The following is a 15,095-nucleotide window of genomic DNA, read 5'->3' on the forward strand; positions in this document are numbered from 1 at the left end:
CGCGGTAGGGGCCGCTGGGCAGCTGTTAGACTTCAACGCCAGGAGGGCGCATGAGCCAAGCCAACGAAGACAATCTGATCTGGATCGACCTGGAAATGACCGGACTCGATACGGATAACGACTCCATTCTCGAGATCGCCACCATCGTCACCGACAAGGACCTGCGCATCCTGGCAGAAGGTCCGGTGTTCGCAATCCATCACCCGCTGGACCGACTGGAAGGCATGGATGCGTGGAACCGCAACCAGCACCGCAAGTCGGGCCTGTGGGACCAGGTGGTGGCCTCCGCTGACGATCACGCCGCAGCCGAACTGGCCACGCTGGAGTTTCTCAAGCAGTGGTTGCCGGCCGGCAAATCGCCGATGTGCGGCAACTCGATTTGCCAGGATCGCCGCTTCCTGCACCGCCAGATGCCGCGCCTGGAGCGCTTTTTCCACTACCGCAACCTGGACGTGTCCACGCTGAAGGAGCTTGCGCGCCGCTGGGCGCCAGCCATCAGCAAGGGCTTCGCCAAGGAGTCGGCGCACACGGCCTTGTCCGATATCCGCGACTCCATCGACGAACTGCGTTACTACCGCCAGTTCATGGGTGCGCTGGGCGGCGAATTCTGACCACCGGAGACCGGGAAACCTGATGTCCATCGACCTGTTCGCTCCCGTGCTCGACTGCGCCGGTCGCCCGCTGCGGCTGGATCGACCCCGGGTGGTCGGCATTCTCAACGTCACGCCCGATTCCTTCTCCGATGGCGGCAGTCACCACACCGTCGAGGCGGCGGTGGCGCATGGCTTGCGCCTGGTGGAGGAAGGGGCGGACATGCTCGATATCGGCGGCGAATCCACTCGGCCCGGCGCCGAGGATGTGTCGCTGGACGACGAACTGCGCCGCGTGGTGCCGGTGCTGGAGCAGCTGGCTGCGCGCACCTCCGTGCCGCTGGCCATTGACACCTCCAAACCCGAGGTCATGCGCGCGGCGGTGGGCGCAGGCGCGGGCATGATCAATGACGTCTACGCCCTGCGGCGCGAGGGTGCGCTGGATGCTGTCGCGGAGCTTGGTGTGCCGGTGTGCCTTATGCATATGCTGGGCGAGCCGCGCAGCATGCAGCAGGAGCCGCACTACGACGACGTGGTGGGCGATGTGCATCGGTTTCTCACGGATCGTCTGTTTGCCTGCGAACTGGCCGGTATCGACCGACGCAAAGTGATGGTCGATCCGGGCTTCGGCTTCGGTAAAACACTGGAACACAACCTGGCGCTGCTGCGCTCGCTGGAGCGCTTCGCCAGCCTGGGCAGCGGCGTTTATGTCGGCATGTCGCGCAAATCCATGATTGGCGCCTTGACCGGCCGCGAGGTGCCGACCGAGCGTGTCTCCGGCTCCGTGGCGGCGGCCCTGATTGCCGTGCAGCGCGGCGCGCGCATGGTGCGCGTGCACGACGTGGCCGCCACGGTCGATGCCCTGGCCGTATGGCATGCGGTGCAGCAGGGTGATGCGCCCGAGCGTCGCGATGCCAAGCCGGCCGCGCCGCGCTGGCCGGACGACGAATAACCCCTTTCATCACTGGCGGCGCGCAACGTTCTGTCGCGACGTCATGGAGTGCACGCAATGACGCAACGCAAGTATTTCGGAACCGACGGCATTCGCGGGCTGGTCGGGCAATGGCCCATCAGTGCGGATTTCATGCTGCGCTTAGGGCGCGCGGTGGGTATGGTGCTGGGGCGTTACGGGCATGCCCGGCCCAAGGTGCTTATCGGCAAGGACACCCGCGTGTCGGGTTACATGTTCGAATCCGCGCTGGAGGCTGGGCTGGTGGCGGCTGGCGCCGACGTGGCGCTGCTGGGGCCGATGCCTACGCCGGGCGTGGCGTTTCTCACGCGCTCCCTGCGCGCGGATGCCGGCATTGTTATCAGTGCCTCGCACAATCCGCATCACGACAACGGCATCAAGTTCTTCTCCGCCCATGGCGAAAAGCTCTCCGACGAGGTGGAGCTGGCCATCGAGCAGGAGCTGGACCTGGAATTCACCACGGTGCCATCCGAGCGGCTGGGCAAGGCCATTCGCGTGGCGGATGCGGTGACGCGTTACGCCGAGTTCTGCAAATCCACCGTGGCCGAAGACTTCAGCTTGCGCGGCATCAATGTAGTGCTGGACTGCGCCAACGGCGCGACTTACCAGGTGGCCCCCAAAGTCTTTGCCGAGCTGGGTGCGCACGTGGTCACGCTGGGCGACAAGCCCGATGGCTTCAATATCAATCGTGACGTTGGCTCCACGCATCCCCAGTCCCTGCAGCAAGCGGTGGTGGAGCAGGGCGCCGATATCGGCATTGCCTTCGATGGCGATGGCGATCGCGTGCAGATGGTGGATCGCAACGGCAAGCTCGCCGATGGCGACGATCTGCTCTACGTGCTTGCGTGCAATTGGCATCCGCGCGGCCTGCTGCATGGCCCCGTGGTTGGCACGTTGATGAGCAATTACGGTTTGCAGCTGGCGCTGGGGCAATTCGAGGTGCCGCTGATTCGCGCCAATGTAGGCGATCGCTATGTGCTGCAGCAGCTCAAGGCGCACGGTGGCAACCTGGGTGGCGAAACCTCCGGCCATATTCTGTGCCTGGATCGCGCCACCACCGGTGACGGCATCGTGTCGGCCCTGGCCGTGCTGGAGGCGCTGGTCGACGGCGGCCAGGATCTGGCCCAGGCCCGCCAAGGCCTGCACAAAATGCCGCAGGTGATGATCAATGTGCGCGCGGAGGGTGCGCGTGAGGCTCTGCAGACCGACGCCGTGCGCGCGGCGCTCGCCGAGGCGGAGCAGGCATTGGCCGGCCGTGGCCGTGTAGTGCTGCGAGCCTCGGGCACCGAGCCGCTGGTACGGGTAACCGTGGAGGCCGCCAACGAGGACGAGGTGCGTCAGTTGGCGGCAAGGCTGGCCGATGTCGTAAAATCCGCCGCTCAACGTTCGTGAGCCTGTAACACCCAGGTCGCCAAGGATTGGCCCGACGTGCCCCGCCCCTGCGGTGGCGGACTGACAAGTGGACCGCACGCACTACCTGTGGACAAGCCATGAAGAAAGTACCGACCCTCGACATCCGTCGTTACGAGACCGATCGCGCCGCCTTCGTCGCCGAACTGGGCGCCGCGTATCGCGAATTCGGTTTTTGCTGCATCAGCGGCCACGGCATTCCCCGTGAGCTGATCGACGGCGCCTACGACACTTTCCAGCGCTTCTTCGCGCTGCCCAGCGACGTGAAGATGAAGTATCACGTGCCTGGCAGTGGCGGTGCGCGCGGCTACACCCCGTACAAGGTGGAAACCGCCAAGGACAGCAAGTACGCCGACCTCAAGGAGTTCTGGCACATCGGTCGCGAAATTCCGCGCGACTCCCAGTTCGCCGATGTGATGCCGCCGAACATCTGGCCGGCCGAGGTGGAAGACTTCAAGCAGAACGGCTACGGCTTGTTCGAGGCGCTCGATCAGCTTGGCTCGCGTGTGCTGCGCGCGCTTGCGCTGCATATCGACCTGCCGGAGCACTTCTTCGACGACAAGATCGATCAGGGCAACTCCATCCTGCGCCCCATTCATTACCCGCCGATCACCGAGGAAAACATTCCCAACGTGCGCGCGGGTGCGCATGAAGACATCAACTTCATCACCCTGCTGGTCGGCGCAAGCGCCGAAGGCCTGGAAGTGCTCACGCGTGAAGGCGAGTGGCTGCCCATAACCACCGAAGGCGATGCCATTGTGGTCAACATCGGCGACATGCTGCAGCGCCTGACCAATCATGTGTACCCTTCCACCTCGCACCGTGTGGTGAACCCGCAGAACGACAACGCGCGCAAGCCGCGTTACTCGGTGCCGTACTTCCTGCATCCGAACCCGGACGTGGTGCTCGATCCGCTGCCGCAGACGATCACCGCAGAGAATCCGAGCCGGTATGACACCAGCATCACCTCGCACGAATACCTGTTGCAGCGCCTGCGCGAGATCAAGCTGATCTAAGAAGGTCGTCATCCCCTCGAACGCGGGAATCCAGTGCCGTTGCCCTCAAGGCTTAACGGCACTGGATTCCCGCGTTCGCGGCGATGACGCTTATTGCTCAGTGCATCTTTAAGCGCCATGCCGGCCGCGCGTCGTCTTTGCGATAGCCGCCCAGCCAGCCTGCACGTACGCCAGCGAATAACGGGTGCCGTAGCTACTCACTCCCGCGAAAGCAGGAGCCCAGCGACTTCATGCAGCCGTGCGGCCCCGCCACGTCGCCGGGATATCAGGCGCTCGCCTCCAGCGCGCGATAGCGCTTGGATTCGCGGGCCGACAGCCACAGCGTAAGGCGATCGGGCAGCAGTTTCGTAAGCGCCTTGATAAAGCGATTCACGCCGCCGGTGACATGCGTGGCTTCGCCGCGTTCCACAGCATCGTAAGCCTCGCGCACCACGTGTTCGGCCGTCTGCCACATAAAGCCTGGCAGCTTGTTCATCAGCTCGCGCGTGCCGGTAACGTCATGAAACTCCGACCAGGTAAAGCCTGGGCATAGCGCACACACGTTGATGCCCAGGTGGCGATTTTCCAGCGCCAGCGACTGCGAGAACTTGATCAGGTACGCCTTGCTCGCCCCGTACAGCGTGTGCCCGGCTGAGCCCGGCACATAGCCGGCCAGCGAGGCCACATTGATGATGCGGCCGTAACCGCGTTCGCGCATGCCGGGCAGCAGGCGCCAGGCCAGCTCCGCCGGGGCGGTCATCAATACCTGGATAAACGCCGCATGCACGCTCCAGTCGCAAGCCTCGAACGTGCCCGGCACGCCGTAGCCGGCATTGTTGACGAGCCAGTCCACCGCCAGACCACGGGCGGCCAGTTCCTGGCATAGCTGGCCTACTGCGTCGGGTTGGGCCAGGTCGGCGGGCAGCACGGTGACAGTGCCGCCGTGCCGTTGGCGCAGCTCATCGGCCAGGGCCTCAAGGCGCTCCACGCGGCGCGCTGTCAGCACCAGGTCGTGCCCTCGGGCTGCCAGGTCGCGGGCAAAGGCCGCGCCAATGCCGGCCGATGCGCCGGTAATGAGGGTGAGTGGTCGGGTGGCTGGCATCAACTGGTCTCCTTGTGGTGTTGTTGTTTTTTGCCGTATTCACAGTGGCTTGTCCGTGCTGCATTGCCACTGGCATGGTCGATCGGTAAGCTTTCGGGTTTACATGCAATGGATTCATGGACATGCGCAAGAAACTCGTCGCCGGCAATTGGAAGATGCACGGTAGCCGCAGCATGGCAGTGGCCTTGGTAGGCGACATCGTGGCTGCGCTTCCCGGTTCCATCGACGTGGCGGTGTTTCCTCCGTTTCCATACCTTGGTGAAGTGGCCGGCCAATACGCGGGCTCGGGCCTGGGCTTTGGCGCACAGGACGTGAGCGAGCATGTCGGGCAGGGCGCCTATACCGGCGAAGTCTCCGCCGCCATGTTGGCCGATGTCGGGGCGCAATGGGTATTGGTCGGTCACTCCGAACGCCGCCAATATCACAGAGAAAGCGATGCACTCGTCGCGCGCAAGTTCGCTGCGGCGCGCGCGGGTGGCCTCACCCCGGTTCTGTGTGTGGGCGAAACCCTGGCCGAGCGCGAGGCCGGCCTCACCGAGGCCGTGGTGGCGCGCCAGCTCCAGGCGGTGATCGAGCACAACGGCATTGCTAGCTTCGATGCGGCGGTGATTGCCTACGAACCGGTGTGGGCCATTGGCACGGGCCACACGGCCTCCGCAGAGCAGGCGCAGCACGTTCATGCGTTCATCCGTAGCCAACTCGAAAAAGAAGATGCTATGATTGCCCGTCTGACCCGGCTGCTTTACGGCGGCAGTGTCAAAGCGGCGAATGCTGCGGACTTGTTCGCGCAGTCGGACGTGGATGGAGGATTGATCGGTGGCGCGTCGTTGACAGCGACCGATTTCCTGGGAATCTGCGCTGCGGCGCATTGAGCGCAACGGACTCTTTAGAGAACCATGTTCGTCATCTTCAGCGTTTTCTACATTCTGATCGCCGCGGCGATGATCGTGCTGATTCTGTTACAGCGCGGCGCAGGTGCTGATGCCGGTTCCGGCTTCGGTGGCGGCGCTTCGGCAACGGTATTCGGTGCGCGTGGCTCGGCCAGCTTCATGACCCGCGCTACGGCGGTGTTGGCGGCGCTGTTCTTCGCGCTCAGCCTTGGCATGGGTATCTACCTGGGCCATCACGGTTCGTCGTCGTCCGACGGCAGCGGTGATCTCGGTGTGATGTCGGGTCTTGCCAATAAGCCGGCCGCGACGCAGAATGCGCAGCCCGCCGCACCGGTCAACGCGGAAGTCCCGCAGGCCAGCGCCCCGGCGAAGAGTGATGTCCCCGCAGCAACGGCTCCGGCCAAGCCCGCAGGCGATGTCCCGGCCGCGACGGAACCGGCAAAGAAAAATTAAGTAAGACACCTGCCCAGGTGGCGGAATTGGTAGACGCACTACCTTGAGGTGGTAGCGCCGTAAGGCGTGGGGGTTCGAGTCCCCCCTTGGGCACCATTACAAACTTGCGATCAGTTGCCAATGATCGCAAATGCCGAATAAAACAGGCACTTAGAAGCCCCCTAGCGGGGCTTTTTTGTTGCCCTGAGTTGCAAGAAATTGCGTTGAGTTGCACCATGGTGCACCGGAATTGCACCAGCGACTGCACCAGAGGACGCACCAGATGGCCAGCTTTCAACGAGACGGTAAACGCTGGAAGGTCCAGGTGCTGGTGCACGGCCAGCGCCGCAGTAAGCGGTTCGACACCAAGGCCGAGGCGGCCCAATGGGCACTCGAAGTTGAGGCTGAGGGAACCAGCAAGCCGCAGTTGGGCCAGGGCTTGGTCGTCAAGGATGCGCTGAAGAAGCTGCACACGGCCTACGTCAACGAGGGCAAGAGCCGCTCGGACATTGGTCGGTCGCTGCGTCTTCAGGAGGATCCGATTGCCAAGGTGCGCCTGACGGATCTCAACTCCGATCACCTGGACGACTTCAAGGAGCGCCGGGCCAAGGCGGGTGTCGAAGACGCCACCATTCGGCGCGAGATCAACGTGATCCGCGGCATGTGCCGTCGCTGCCGGGAAGACTGGAAGCTGATGGCCAAGACGAGCAACCCCTTCAAGGGGTTCAAGCCGCCGAAGGATCCAGAGAGCCGCAAGCGTCGAGTGACGCCCGGGGAGATTGAATCGGTGCGGCATGGCTTCGGTATCACCACGCAGTTGCATGGGGATACGGAAACCGCCCGCGTGGGGCTGATGTTTCTGCTGGCCTGCGAGTCGGCGATGCGCTCGGGAGAGATGGTCAGCCTGACCTGGCCAGAGGTTCACCTGGATCGCGGCTTCGTGCATCTGCCGAAGACGAAGAACGGGGACGAGCGGGATGTTCCGCTGACACCGTTTGCGATCGAGATCATGAAAGCGCTGCCCGTGATCGAGGGCGAGCCGTGCTTCGGTACGACGGACGCATCGCGGGATGCGCTTTGGCGCAAGATCCGCGACACGTTGCCGGTTGTCGATTTGCACTTTCACGATTCGCGTTCCGAGGGGATCTGGCGTCTATCGAAGAAACTGGATGTCCTGCAGCTGGCGCGGGCTATCGGGCACCGCGACATCAACTCGCTGCTGATCTACTACCGTGAGTCTGCCGAGGACATGGCAGCAAAGCTGGCCAGTTAACCAGCTTTGCTCGGCGCCTCGAGGGCCTTCACTTCGATGTTGCAGCACATCTGCCGGCTGTCAGGCTGGTCCGCGTAGTCAATCGCATAGCTGCGCTTGACGACGACGTACCACTTGCCTCGAATGGAGATGCCTTCGCCCTTCATCGGGGCATGCGATGTGTTGACGGAGACCAGGAAGGTCTTGCCCTCATACACCTCAAGACGGTCAGGCATGCTCATCGTGCTCGCGCCATCATCAAGCGGCGGACACGCTGCTCGAACTCAGTGCTGTGCGCCTCGAGCAGATCCTTGGTGGCCTGCTCGATGATGTCGTCAGGGGCTTCCACCATGCGCTCGTAGTACGGATCGTTGGTGGGGTTCACGTCCACGTCGAAGGTCTCGATGTGGACGCAGACCAGGTTGAGTTTCGGTGGGGTCATCACGCAGTCTCCTTGGGCTGGCGCCAGATGACCTGACCGTTCTCGACGTGCAACTCGCATCCTTCCGGAAGCGCGTTATCAGCGAACGATTGAAGGCGCTGTTGCATGGCGGTGACCTCCGCGACATTTGGTTCGTCACGGGTTATGCGACCAACCTTGCAAGCCGCATAGGCCTGCTCGACGGTAACCTTCATGGCACCACCTCGTAGCCCCAGCGCTGTGCCAGCAAGGTCTTCTGCTCGGTGGTGAGCACCTCAGTCATGCTGCCCACGATCTGGGTGAGCATGTCGAGCTTGGCGCTCAACTCCCGGATGGTGTCATCGCGCTGCTCGTTGTTGACCTGTTCGATGACGCACTGGTCGAGGGTGTACGTGCCGTCCCTGGTGGGGCCGTAAGCGTGTTTGTTTTTGAAGCGCATCAGCGGCCTCGTCGGGTCTGGTAGTCCTTGATGTCTTCCGGGAGCCAGCGACGCATGCGACGACTCATTTCGACGTGGGGCTTCGGGAAGCCCGGCTTTTTACTGAGCCGGTTCACGAAGGTCCAGCGCGAGATCTTGAAGTACGCAGCGCAGTCGTCGCTGGTCCAGAGACCATCGGGGGTGTCATTGGCCGCCGGGCGGTTATCCCCGGCGGTCAGTGTGGTGGGCGCTGGTTCCAGCGTCAGCGTGTAGTTCTGCTTGTTCAATCAATGGCTCCAAAGATGGCAGCCGACTCTGCGTGCTGGCGGGCGAAGTCGCGCAGCGCGTAGAACATGCGGTTGTGGTGTTCGCTGGGCTGGCGCCAGCACAGGTGATTGATGGCACACAGAGAGGCCACGATGCCGGCGGCGTCGCCGCTCATCGTTCCCTCGTAGCCGTTGGTCATCACCTCGATGTGCAGCGTCTCGTAGTCAGCGGGCGCGATGTAGAAGCCGCCGTTCGACAGGTCGTAGAAGTTCCACATGCCACCGTGATAGTCGGCAGCCTGGGTATCGAGCACGGCGTAGCACGTGTTCTCGAACTTCAGGTATGCGCCCGGCAGCTTCTCAGGGAGGAATGCCAGGCGCTTCTCATCAGGCACCACCGTCGCGGTGACGCGCTCTTCGATCTCGTCGCTCATGGTTGTTCTCAGTAGATGGGTGTGAATGGGAAAGGAGCGATCGGCCCGGTTGGATCCCCACGTCCTCGCTGGTTCGTTGGGTGGTTCGGGGTACGGACGCATCGTTTTTCAGTTGCGAGCCGCTCCTTACAAACTCAGAACAACCAGCTCACCCAGCAGTAGAAGCCGTGGATGATGCCGATCGGGAAGAGGAGGGCGCCGGCGATCAGGATGCCGATCTTGGCCTGGGCCAGGCACACGACGATGTGCGTGATCCAGGCAAGCATGCAGGCGACGACGATGGTCGGGATGAGCTTGTCCATGGGGGAGTCTCTTAGTTGGTGCCGGTGGACCCGAAGCCACCTTCACCGCGAGCGGTGTCGTCGAGCTCGGCCACGGCTTCCCAGCTGGCGGCCGGGATGGGAAGGAGGAGGGCTTGGGCGATGCGATCGCCGACACGGATCATGTCGACCAGCTCGGAGAACTTGAGCTTGTCCGAGCGCAGCACGACCTTGAGCGGGCCGCGGTAATCAGCGTCGATGACGCCCACGCCGTTGGCCGGGCGGATGCCGTGCTTGCTGGCCAGGCCAGAGCGGCCGAAGACCAGCATCACGTGGTTCGGGTCGAACGAGACGTTCAGCCCGGTGTCGACGACCAGGTGGTGGTTGTTCCAGTCGACATCGATCTTGGCGGCGTACAGGTCGTGACCCGCTGCCTGCTCGGTTCCCTTGGTGGGAGCCTTCGCCGTGGGCAAGCGGGTGGTGAAGCGGATTTGCTGCATGAGTGAACCCCTGTGGATTGGTGGTGTAGGAACCACAAAACAAACTGGCCTTGGCCAGCTGGGGCGCAACATACAGCAATTGATGGACTCCAACAACAAATGATGGAGTTGTTACAGGGTGTCGATGCTCTCCAGACGCCCCAGCGTCGTGCGTAGGGCGTTGCGGGTGCGCAGTAGGGCAATGGCCAGCTTGTCCGCTTCGGCTTGCTTCTGGGCGGCCAGGCGCTGGAAGTAGCGTGCGTTGTCTTGGCTCTCCACCGGGTGGGTGGAGTCAATCAGAAGGCACGACTGTGCGTGAATGATCGCATCGACGCTGCCGTGTACGAGGAAGCTGTGGCCGAGGGGGAGAGAGACCATCCCCTCGGGCGTGTTATTGCTGCCCTCGGGCTGGTTCGAGATACGGTCATGCAGGCGTATGGCAGCATCTTTCGCCGACGAGTTCACACCGTTGCCGGCGTGGTTCATAGCGAAACGGATGAGCTTTTCGACATCAGCTCGGCGCAGGCTGACGGTATCGCCAACGGTTGGGGTGTTCATGAGGTTCCTTGAATGAAGTCGACATGCGGGTGGTATTCCCGCAGCTGTTCGATGGTGATGTCTTCTCGAGGGATGGCGGTGAAGCCGGTGCCGTAGCAGACGTTGCATGGCAGTCCGGGGGACCAGTGGCAGCGTGGGCATTCCCTGGTGAACCAGAAGCGTCGATGGATCAGGTCACCCTGCCCACATCGCGGGCATGCTTGCCCCGCCTGGTTCAAAGTCATGCAGCTGTGCCCGCAGCCGTTACAGACGGCCGCTGGCCCTAGCAGGTTGGTGTCGCGTCGATGTCCCATCGACGGATCGTACAAACTCCCGGGCTCACCGGCCGAGACACTAGGCCTCGACCGGGCGGCTGTCGTACTGGTGGATCGCCCAGGCGATCGCACGCAGGCACCAGATGAAGTGCCAGGTGTATCGCTTGAAAGCGCTCGTGGAGATGTCCTCGAACGGACGGTGGTGAGTGTTCTCGATCTGGAAGTGATAGGCGGCAGCCATGGCTGCGTGCTCACCATCGTCGGCCATGCCCAGCACCTCTTCGCGCAACTGCTGGAAGCCTTCTTTGGCTTCGGTGAACTGACCCGAGTCACGGAAGTAGTCGCGGTACCAGCGGACGATTTGGCTGCGGAATATTTCCGGCACGAACTCTTCCAGGCCTTTGTCGTAACCCTTACCGCCGCTGACCACTTTCTCGCTCCAGTAGCCGGCGTTGATGTAGGTGCCTGGTTCCTCACCGTCGCGAGGCGTGGCGCGGAAAAACTCGAACATGTCCGTCAAGCGACGGAACACGTGCGATCCGCAGTCCCCGTCGATACACAGGGCACCGGGCCACGTGAGGATGTCGAACCAGTACGCACTGCAACCAGGCGCACGAAAGCGCAGATGGCGATGGACACCGTCATCGCGGATGACTTCCATCTGGTGGTTGCCCACGTCCTTGAGGAAGCGATCTAGCGTAGGTTCGTGCTTGTCCATCACTCGCTCCACTCGGTCAGGATGAACGTGCAGTCGCAGTCCATGCAGCGGTAGTCACGGGATTCACCCATGTGCTCGGTGAACTCTTCACCGTCCTTGGTGTAGGTCAACGTGCTCTCAGGGATCTCGGCGTAGCGCAGGTAGCCAGCGGATGCACAGTCGGGGCAGGTGCGCCCCGGATCTCGTGTGTAGATTTCAAACATCTCAGCATTCCTTTCCGTTGGAGTCGCGGTAGGCCTTAAGGCGGCCTACGACGTAGTCGGCATGTACCTCCGGCTCCGTCAGGGAGACCACGGCCTCTGAAGACCGACCTTCGCCCCAGTCCACCTTGATGAATTGGTCCGGGTTGGTCTCGGCGACCGGCGCATAGTCGATGACCATGCAGTCCATGGGCACGGTAGTGATGGCGTCCTGGATGACGCCGTCTTCCATGACGATGACGATGGCAGGGCGTTCTTCGCGCAGCTCAGCGAGGAGCGCTTCGTCGATGGCACTCTTGAGATTGGCCCTGGTCGTATCGTCCGAACGAATCAGGACCATCTCGGCGGCATGCCGCAGTTTGCTGTGTGCGTTGCTCATGTCAGCTCCCCGTCTTCGCACTCGTTGGTCACACCGGGGATACCGAAGGCAGGGTCGCCAACGTTCTCCCCGCTGGACGCCTCCATGCAGTCTTCGCACCAGGTATCGTCGAGCACGGCGATGTTGTCGAACTCGCTTGTCTCCGGGTTGTATCGCGCGACAGCGTCGTGGCGAACATCCAGCCCGCCGCAGGTATTGCAATACCAAGTTTCCTTGTGGGCCATGTCAGTTCCTGGGTGGATAGAGCTTGGTGATGAGGTCGGCCAGACGCAGCGCCTCGTATTTATCGATGAAGACGTCAACGTGTTTGGTGCCTTCCTCGAAGGCAAAGGTGATGCCCTCGCGGTACGGCTCACCGCGGTTGTCGTAGCTGACGCGGAGGCTGTCGCCGTCCTCACCGGTGAACGTTTCATGCGCGCTGAACTTGTCGATCTGGCGCATGTCAGTCCTGCTTCTGGAGGAAGTGCTGGTGCAGCAGCGTGTTGATCGCACGCAGGCCGATGGTGCTGTCGCGATAGATCTCGCGCAGCTTGGTCGACACGTGTTTGATCACCTGGTTCTTCTGGATCTTGGGATAGAGCTTCAGGTACTCGGTGAGCAGCTTGGCCTTGGGCACCAGCTGCAGCATGCTGTCGAGGCTGATCTTCTGGGTGTTGTAAACCAGGCCCACACGACCCACGAACTCGGTGCGCAGGCCGCGCTCACGCAGGTCATCCAGCGTCATCTTGTCCTGGCCACCGAAGGCGCCGGCGAAGACGTACAGCACGCGGTTTCCCTCGTAGGCCTGGTACTTGCCGTAGTCAGTGAAAATCGACACGTGCGTGCTTTCGAGCACCTTGAGGAACTCATCCTGCACGCCGAGCGTGTGCTCCATGCTGCCGCCATTTTGGTTGAGCAGCTTGTCGAACTCGTCGACGAACACGATGGTCGGGCGATCCCAGCTGTTGATCAGCGGGCGCATGGCCTTGCTGAGGCTGTTGCCGCTGAAGCCTTCCTTTGTCAGCTGCGCGGCGTTGATCTCGAAGTACGCGGCACCCTTCTGCTCGGCGATGGTCTGGATCAGGTAGCTCTTGCCGGAACCAGACGGCCCCGTCAGGAAGAAGTGCGGACGGATCTCGCACTCGCTGTTGATGAAGACATCGAAGAGGTGGTTGATGGTGCGGGCGATTTCCTGCTGCTCGGGGATCATGGTCATTTCCGTGTGTTGGGCTGGCGTGGCCAGCAAAGTTGGCAGTAGAAGCCACGGCCGTGCGGACACGTCGGGCAGGTCTTGATCTGTTGCTGCTGTGCCCAGGAACCTTCCCAAGGCGTGATGGGTTTTTGCTTGCCGTTGACGATCGGGCCGTATCCCATCAGGCAGTCCTCAACCAGTAGGTCCAGTGGTGGAAGTGTTTGCCGAGGTAGACGGCCTTGCTCATCAGGCGCGGGTTCCGTGCGCCGCCGAGTGCGCAATAGCCGAGGTAGGTGATCTGTTCCATCAGCTGGCGCCCCAGCGGTGCTTGCGGTTGCGGTGTTTGTCACCTTTGCTGCGCCGGCGGCGGTCGCAGGTGTCGGGCTCAGGGAAGTGGGGGAATTGCACGTGTGTGATGTCGGTCAGCTCATCAAGGAGAACGACATATCCCCTGGAGCCGGTGAGCTTCGCTGGTTCGTCGACGACGACGACCACAGGTGTTTTGCGCAGAGCCTCAGCTGCCAGTAATGCAGCGATGAGCTGACCAGCGTGGCGGCCTCCGCCGAAGACCAGAACTTTCATGGCAGGTTCTCTAGTGGTGAAGGGACAAAGCAAAAAAAGAACCCCCACCTCCATGTAGGAGGTGAGGGCAATTGGGAAAGCATCAGCAGATTGCGTAATCGCTGGCCAAGATCTTGGCCGGCAGTTGCGCGGAGGCTTTGTTGACGGTGATGGTGCGGCCGGTGATCTCCGACGCGATCGACGGTAGGATGTCCGATGCCGCGATCTCGCTGAGGATCTGCTTGTACTGGCGACGCACGTCGTTGCCGTAGGTCGGGTGGAACTTGAAGCAGTCGTGGATGCAGATCAGCGGGAAGCTGGTGTTGGGCATGGTGTCGATGAGCTGGATCAGCTTCTCGCGCATGTCCGGTGACACCAGACCGTAGTTCGCCTGGTCGACGTACTCGAAGATCACGGCCGAGACGAAGCCGGTCATGTCAGCCAGGTGCAGCAGACGGAGCAGCTGCACGTCCATGACACGTGCGGTGGATTGCCCACCGGTGGTGCGGGTGTAGTAGAGCTCCTGAAAGGCGTTGATGGTCTCGGCGCTGTAGTTGCAGCGGCGGCCCATTTCACGCACGACCATGCCGTCGATTGAGTGCACGATGTTGGCGCCCATGCACAGGCTGGTGGCCTTCGGTGCCTGCACCTTCTCGGTGACCGCATAGACGGTACCGAGGAACGTGACGTCGGACTCGACCGTGACCATGGACTTGATCACGACCTCGAAGCCGTCGGGCAGGGTCCATTCCATGGACATGGCTTCCGGGTTCCACAGCGTGATCAGGTCACGGTTAAGGGCATCGGCTCCCGGGATCAGTTCTTCGACCGCGGAGTAGAACGCGCGCAGCTCAGGGGTGTCTTCGCCGAAGGTGCGCTTCGGTACCGCCTTGCTGCCGTACAGGTGCGTCATCAGGCTGGCCTTGACGTCCTTGCGCGGGATCGTGCCATCGGTGCCCAGCTGGGCATTCATGTGGTTGTAGGTGGCGGTGTAGGCGTCTTCACGACGGCCGGTGTCGATGAGGTTGCAGATGCTGGCGCTGCGCTCGCAGCCGCTGAGGAGCGACAGGAGCTGGAGGCCAGAGGCCGTGGCATCGAGGCCGCATAGGTAGGCAATGGGCTTGCCTGCCTCGACGTCCTGGAATGCCATGATGCCGGCCAGCGCCTGAGCAGGTTCGTCTGCCTTGGCGGCAGCGCGAACAGGATCATGCAGCAGGTCAGCCTTGTTAGCCTCAAACCATTCCAGACGCTCGTTCCACGTTACTTTGTCGAAGCCGAACGATGCGGCGATGTCCATCTTGAGGTACTGCAAACCGGTGAAGTGCTGCATGAGGA

26 protein-coding genes and 1 tRNA gene are annotated in these 15,095 nt (G+C 62.3%); 8 read left to right on the top strand and 19 right to left on the bottom strand.

Annotation, left to right across the window (positions count from 1 at the left end; all coding sequences use genetic code 11):
* Positions 1–50: 50 nt before the first annotated feature.
* The 4 genes from orn to JHD67_RS02960 all read left to right on the top strand — a co-directional run bounded on the left by orn (position 51) and on the right by JHD67_RS02960 (position 3,986).
* Positions 51–611 carry an oligoribonuclease gene (gene orn / locus JHD67_RS02945; protein WP_199097126.1) on the top strand — a complete coding sequence of 187 codons (561 nt, stop codon included), beginning with the start codon at positions 51–53 and terminating at the stop codon, positions 609–611.
* A 22-nt stretch (positions 612–633) separates the two neighbouring features.
* A complete protein-coding gene (gene folP / locus JHD67_RS02950) occupies positions 634–1,542 on the top strand; it encodes a dihydropteroate synthase (protein WP_199097128.1) in 909 nt (302 codons plus the stop codon).
* A 57-nt stretch (positions 1,543–1,599) separates the two neighbouring features.
* On the top strand, positions 1,600–2,952 hold the full coding sequence (gene glmM, locus JHD67_RS02955; protein WP_199097130.1) for a phosphoglucosamine mutase: 1,353 nt from the start codon (positions 1,600–1,602) through the stop codon (positions 2,950–2,952).
* 98 nt (positions 2,953–3,050) lie between these two features.
* Positions 3,051–3,986 (top strand): isopenicillin N synthase family oxygenase, encoded by a 936-nt coding sequence (locus tag JHD67_RS02960; protein ID WP_199097132.1) that lies wholly within the window; start codon positions 3,051–3,053, stop codon positions 3,984–3,986.
* A gap of 265 nt (positions 3,987–4,251) precedes the next feature.
* Here the strand turns inward: JHD67_RS02960 and JHD67_RS02965 are convergent, their stop codons facing one another.
* Positions 4,252–5,067 (bottom strand): SDR family oxidoreductase, encoded by an 816-nt coding sequence (locus tag JHD67_RS02965; RefSeq protein ID WP_199097134.1) that lies wholly within the window; start codon positions 5,065–5,067, stop codon positions 4,252–4,254.
* Between the two features lie 122 nt (positions 5,068–5,189).
* Here JHD67_RS02965 and tpiA point away from each other — a divergent pair, with 122 nt between their 5' ends.
* The 4 genes from tpiA (at position 5,190) to JHD67_RS02985 (ending at position 7,662) form a co-directional block, all read left to right on the top strand.
* Positions 5,190–5,939, top strand: a complete 750-nt coding sequence (gene tpiA, locus JHD67_RS02970; protein ID WP_199097136.1) for a triose-phosphate isomerase — start codon at positions 5,190–5,192, stop codon at positions 5,937–5,939.
* 24 nt (positions 5,940–5,963) lie between these two features.
* On the top strand, positions 5,964–6,410 hold the full coding sequence (gene secG / locus JHD67_RS02975; protein WP_199097138.1) for a preprotein translocase subunit SecG: 447 nt from the start codon (positions 5,964–5,966) through the stop codon (positions 6,408–6,410).
* 11 nt (positions 6,411–6,421) lie between these two features.
* A tRNA-Leu gene (locus JHD67_RS02980) sits at positions 6,422–6,506 on the top strand.
* Between the two features lie 166 nt (positions 6,507–6,672).
* A complete protein-coding gene (locus JHD67_RS02985; RefSeq protein ID WP_199097140.1) occupies positions 6,673–7,662 on the top strand; it encodes a site-specific integrase in 990 nt (329 codons plus the stop codon).
* Here the strand turns inward: JHD67_RS02985 and JHD67_RS02990 are convergent.
* The 18 genes from JHD67_RS02990 to JHD67_RS03070 form a co-directional block, all read right to left on the bottom strand.
* Positions 7,659–7,877, bottom strand: a complete 219-nt coding sequence (locus JHD67_RS02990) for a hypothetical protein (RefSeq protein WP_199097142.1) — start codon at positions 7,875–7,877, stop codon at positions 7,659–7,661. The two genes, JHD67_RS02985 and JHD67_RS02990, sit on opposite strands and share 4 nt — an antisense overlap.
* A 2-nt stretch (positions 7,878–7,879) precedes the next feature.
* Positions 7,880–8,083, bottom strand: a complete 204-nt coding sequence (locus JHD67_RS02995) for a hypothetical protein (RefSeq protein ID WP_199097144.1) — start codon at positions 8,081–8,083, stop codon at positions 7,880–7,882.
* The gene (locus tag JHD67_RS03000; RefSeq protein ID WP_199097146.1) at positions 8,083–8,277 is read right to left on the bottom strand and encodes a hypothetical protein; all 195 of its coding nucleotides are present in this window, start codon (positions 8,275–8,277) and stop codon (positions 8,083–8,085) included. Before JHD67_RS03000 ends, JHD67_RS02995 begins: the two co-directional genes overlap by 1 nt.
* Positions 8,274–8,501, bottom strand: a complete 228-nt coding sequence (locus tag JHD67_RS03005) for a hypothetical protein (RefSeq protein WP_199097148.1) — start codon at positions 8,499–8,501, stop codon at positions 8,274–8,276. The genes JHD67_RS03000 and JHD67_RS03005 overlap by 4 nt, the downstream gene beginning before the upstream one ends.
* The gene (locus tag JHD67_RS03010) at positions 8,501–8,767 is read right to left on the bottom strand and encodes a hypothetical protein (protein WP_199097150.1); all 267 of its coding nucleotides are present in this window, start codon (positions 8,765–8,767) and stop codon (positions 8,501–8,503) included. The genes JHD67_RS03005 and JHD67_RS03010 overlap by 1 nt, the downstream gene beginning before the upstream one ends.
* Positions 8,764–9,180, bottom strand: a complete 417-nt coding sequence (locus JHD67_RS03015; protein WP_199097152.1) for an antirestriction protein — start codon at positions 9,178–9,180, stop codon at positions 8,764–8,766. The genes JHD67_RS03010 and JHD67_RS03015 overlap by 4 nt, the downstream gene beginning before the upstream one ends.
* A 134-nt stretch (positions 9,181–9,314) precedes the next feature.
* A complete protein-coding gene (locus tag JHD67_RS03020) occupies positions 9,315–9,482 on the bottom strand; it encodes a hypothetical protein (protein WP_199097154.1) in 168 nt (55 codons plus the stop codon).
* Between the two features lie 11 nt (positions 9,483–9,493).
* Entirely contained in the window at positions 9,494–9,940 is a 447-nt protein-coding gene (gene dut, locus JHD67_RS03025) for a dUTP diphosphatase (RefSeq protein WP_199097156.1), read from the bottom strand.
* Positions 9,941–10,051: 111 nt separating this feature from the next.
* Positions 10,052–10,477 (bottom strand): hypothetical protein, encoded by a 426-nt coding sequence (locus JHD67_RS03030; RefSeq protein ID WP_199097158.1) that lies wholly within the window; start codon positions 10,475–10,477, stop codon positions 10,052–10,054.
* A gap of 333 nt (positions 10,478–10,810) precedes the next feature.
* Positions 10,811–11,449 (bottom strand): hypothetical protein, encoded by a 639-nt coding sequence (locus tag JHD67_RS03035; RefSeq protein WP_199097160.1) that lies wholly within the window; start codon positions 11,447–11,449, stop codon positions 10,811–10,813.
* Positions 11,449–11,652, bottom strand: coding sequence for a hypothetical protein (locus JHD67_RS03040; protein ID WP_199097162.1), 204 nt, complete (start codon positions 11,650–11,652; stop codon positions 11,449–11,451). Before JHD67_RS03040 ends, JHD67_RS03035 begins: the two co-directional genes overlap by 1 nt.
* Before the next feature lies 1 nt (position 11,653).
* Entirely contained in the window at positions 11,654–12,028 is a 375-nt protein-coding gene (locus JHD67_RS03045; protein ID WP_199097164.1) for a hypothetical protein, read from the bottom strand.
* Positions 12,025–12,252, bottom strand: a complete 228-nt coding sequence (locus JHD67_RS03050; protein ID WP_199097166.1) for a hypothetical protein — start codon at positions 12,250–12,252, stop codon at positions 12,025–12,027. Before JHD67_RS03050 ends, JHD67_RS03045 begins: the two co-directional genes overlap by 4 nt.
* 1 nt (position 12,253) lies before the next feature.
* Positions 12,254–12,469 (bottom strand): hypothetical protein, encoded by a 216-nt coding sequence (locus tag JHD67_RS03055; protein WP_199097168.1) that lies wholly within the window; start codon positions 12,467–12,469, stop codon positions 12,254–12,256.
* Position 12,470: 1 nt separating this feature from the next.
* Entirely contained in the window at positions 12,471–13,217 is a 747-nt protein-coding gene (locus tag JHD67_RS03060; RefSeq protein WP_199097170.1) for an AAA family ATPase, read from the bottom strand.
* A gap of 163 nt (positions 13,218–13,380) precedes the next feature.
* Positions 13,381–13,506, bottom strand: coding sequence for a hypothetical protein (locus JHD67_RS22590; RefSeq protein ID WP_255556674.1), 126 nt, complete (start codon positions 13,504–13,506; stop codon positions 13,381–13,383).
* The gene (locus JHD67_RS03065; RefSeq protein ID WP_199097172.1) at positions 13,506–13,781 is read right to left on the bottom strand and encodes a hypothetical protein; all 276 of its coding nucleotides are present in this window, start codon (positions 13,779–13,781) and stop codon (positions 13,506–13,508) included. Before JHD67_RS03065 ends, JHD67_RS22590 begins: the two co-directional genes overlap by 1 nt.
* A gap of 82 nt (positions 13,782–13,863) precedes the next feature.
* On the bottom strand, positions 13,864–15,090 hold the full coding sequence (locus JHD67_RS03070; protein ID WP_199097174.1) for a DNA-directed RNA polymerase: 1,227 nt from the start codon (positions 15,088–15,090) through the stop codon (positions 13,864–13,866).
* Positions 15,091–15,095 lie beyond the last annotated feature (5 nt).

The organism is Dyella sp. ASV21, from assembly GCF_016428975.1.
Classification (GTDB): domain Bacteria; phylum Pseudomonadota; class Gammaproteobacteria; order Xanthomonadales; family Rhodanobacteraceae; genus Dyella.

Excerpts from the sequence above, each read along its gene's own strand:
- orn (WP_199097126.1), top strand. The coding sequence starts at position 51 with ATGAGCCAAGCCAACGAAGACAATCTGATCTGGATCGACCTGGAAATG.
- folP (WP_199097128.1), top strand. The coding sequence starts at position 634 with ATGTCCATCGACCTGTTCGCTCCCGTGCTCGACTGCGCCGGTCGCCCG.
- glmM (WP_199097130.1), top strand. The coding sequence starts at position 1,600 with ATGACGCAACGCAAGTATTTCGGAACCGACGGCATTCGCGGGCTGGTC.
- JHD67_RS02960 (WP_199097132.1), top strand. The coding sequence starts at position 3,051 with ATGAAGAAAGTACCGACCCTCGACATCCGTCGTTACGAGACCGATCGC.
- JHD67_RS02965 (WP_199097134.1), bottom strand. The coding sequence starts at position 5,067 with ATGCCAGCCACCCGACCACTCACCCTCATTACCGGCGCATCGGCCGGC.
- tpiA (WP_199097136.1), top strand. The coding sequence starts at position 5,190 with ATGCGCAAGAAACTCGTCGCCGGCAATTGGAAGATGCACGGTAGCCGC.
- secG (WP_199097138.1), top strand. The coding sequence starts at position 5,964 with ATGTTCGTCATCTTCAGCGTTTTCTACATTCTGATCGCCGCGGCGATG.
- JHD67_RS02985 (WP_199097140.1), top strand. The coding sequence starts at position 6,673 with ATGGCCAGCTTTCAACGAGACGGTAAACGCTGGAAGGTCCAGGTGCTG.
- JHD67_RS02990 (WP_199097142.1), bottom strand. The coding sequence starts at position 7,877 with ATGCCTGACCGTCTTGAGGTGTATGAGGGCAAGACCTTCCTGGTCTCC.
- JHD67_RS02995 (WP_199097144.1), bottom strand. The coding sequence starts at position 8,083 with ATGACCCCACCGAAACTCAACCTGGTCTGCGTCCACATCGAGACCTTC.
- JHD67_RS03000 (WP_199097146.1), bottom strand. The coding sequence starts at position 8,277 with ATGAAGGTTACCGTCGAGCAGGCCTATGCGGCTTGCAAGGTTGGTCGC.
- JHD67_RS03005 (WP_199097148.1), bottom strand. The coding sequence starts at position 8,501 with ATGCGCTTCAAAAACAAACACGCTTACGGCCCCACCAGGGACGGCACG.
- JHD67_RS03015 (WP_199097152.1), bottom strand. The coding sequence starts at position 9,180 with ATGAGCGACGAGATCGAAGAGCGCGTCACCGCGACGGTGGTGCCTGAT.
- JHD67_RS03020 (WP_199097154.1), bottom strand. The coding sequence starts at position 9,482 with ATGGACAAGCTCATCCCGACCATCGTCGTCGCCTGCATGCTTGCCTGG.
- dut (WP_199097156.1), bottom strand. The coding sequence starts at position 9,940 with ATGCAGCAAATCCGCTTCACCACCCGCTTGCCCACGGCGAAGGCTCCC.
- JHD67_RS03030 (WP_199097158.1), bottom strand. The coding sequence starts at position 10,477 with ATGAACACCCCAACCGTTGGCGATACCGTCAGCCTGCGCCGAGCTGAT.
- JHD67_RS03035 (WP_199097160.1), bottom strand. The coding sequence starts at position 11,449 with ATGGACAAGCACGAACCTACGCTAGATCGCTTCCTCAAGGACGTGGGC.
- JHD67_RS03040 (WP_199097162.1), bottom strand. The coding sequence starts at position 11,652 with ATGTTTGAAATCTACACACGAGATCCGGGGCGCACCTGCCCCGACTGT.
- JHD67_RS03045 (WP_199097164.1), bottom strand. The coding sequence starts at position 12,028 with ATGAGCAACGCACACAGCAAACTGCGGCATGCCGCCGAGATGGTCCTG.
- JHD67_RS03050 (WP_199097166.1), bottom strand. The coding sequence starts at position 12,252 with ATGGCCCACAAGGAAACTTGGTATTGCAATACCTGCGGCGGGCTGGAT.
- JHD67_RS03055 (WP_199097168.1), bottom strand. The coding sequence starts at position 12,469 with ATGCGCCAGATCGACAAGTTCAGCGCGCATGAAACGTTCACCGGTGAG.
- JHD67_RS03060 (WP_199097170.1), bottom strand. The coding sequence starts at position 13,217 with ATGATCCCCGAGCAGCAGGAAATCGCCCGCACCATCAACCACCTCTTC.
- JHD67_RS22590 (WP_255556674.1), bottom strand. The coding sequence starts at position 13,506 with ATGGAACAGATCACCTACCTCGGCTATTGCGCACTCGGCGGCGCACGG.
- JHD67_RS03065 (WP_199097172.1), bottom strand. The coding sequence starts at position 13,781 with ATGAAAGTTCTGGTCTTCGGCGGAGGCCGCCACGCTGGTCAGCTCATC.
- JHD67_RS03070 (WP_199097174.1), bottom strand. The coding sequence starts at position 15,090 with ATGCAGCACTTCACCGGTTTGCAGTACCTCAAGATGGACATCGCCGCA.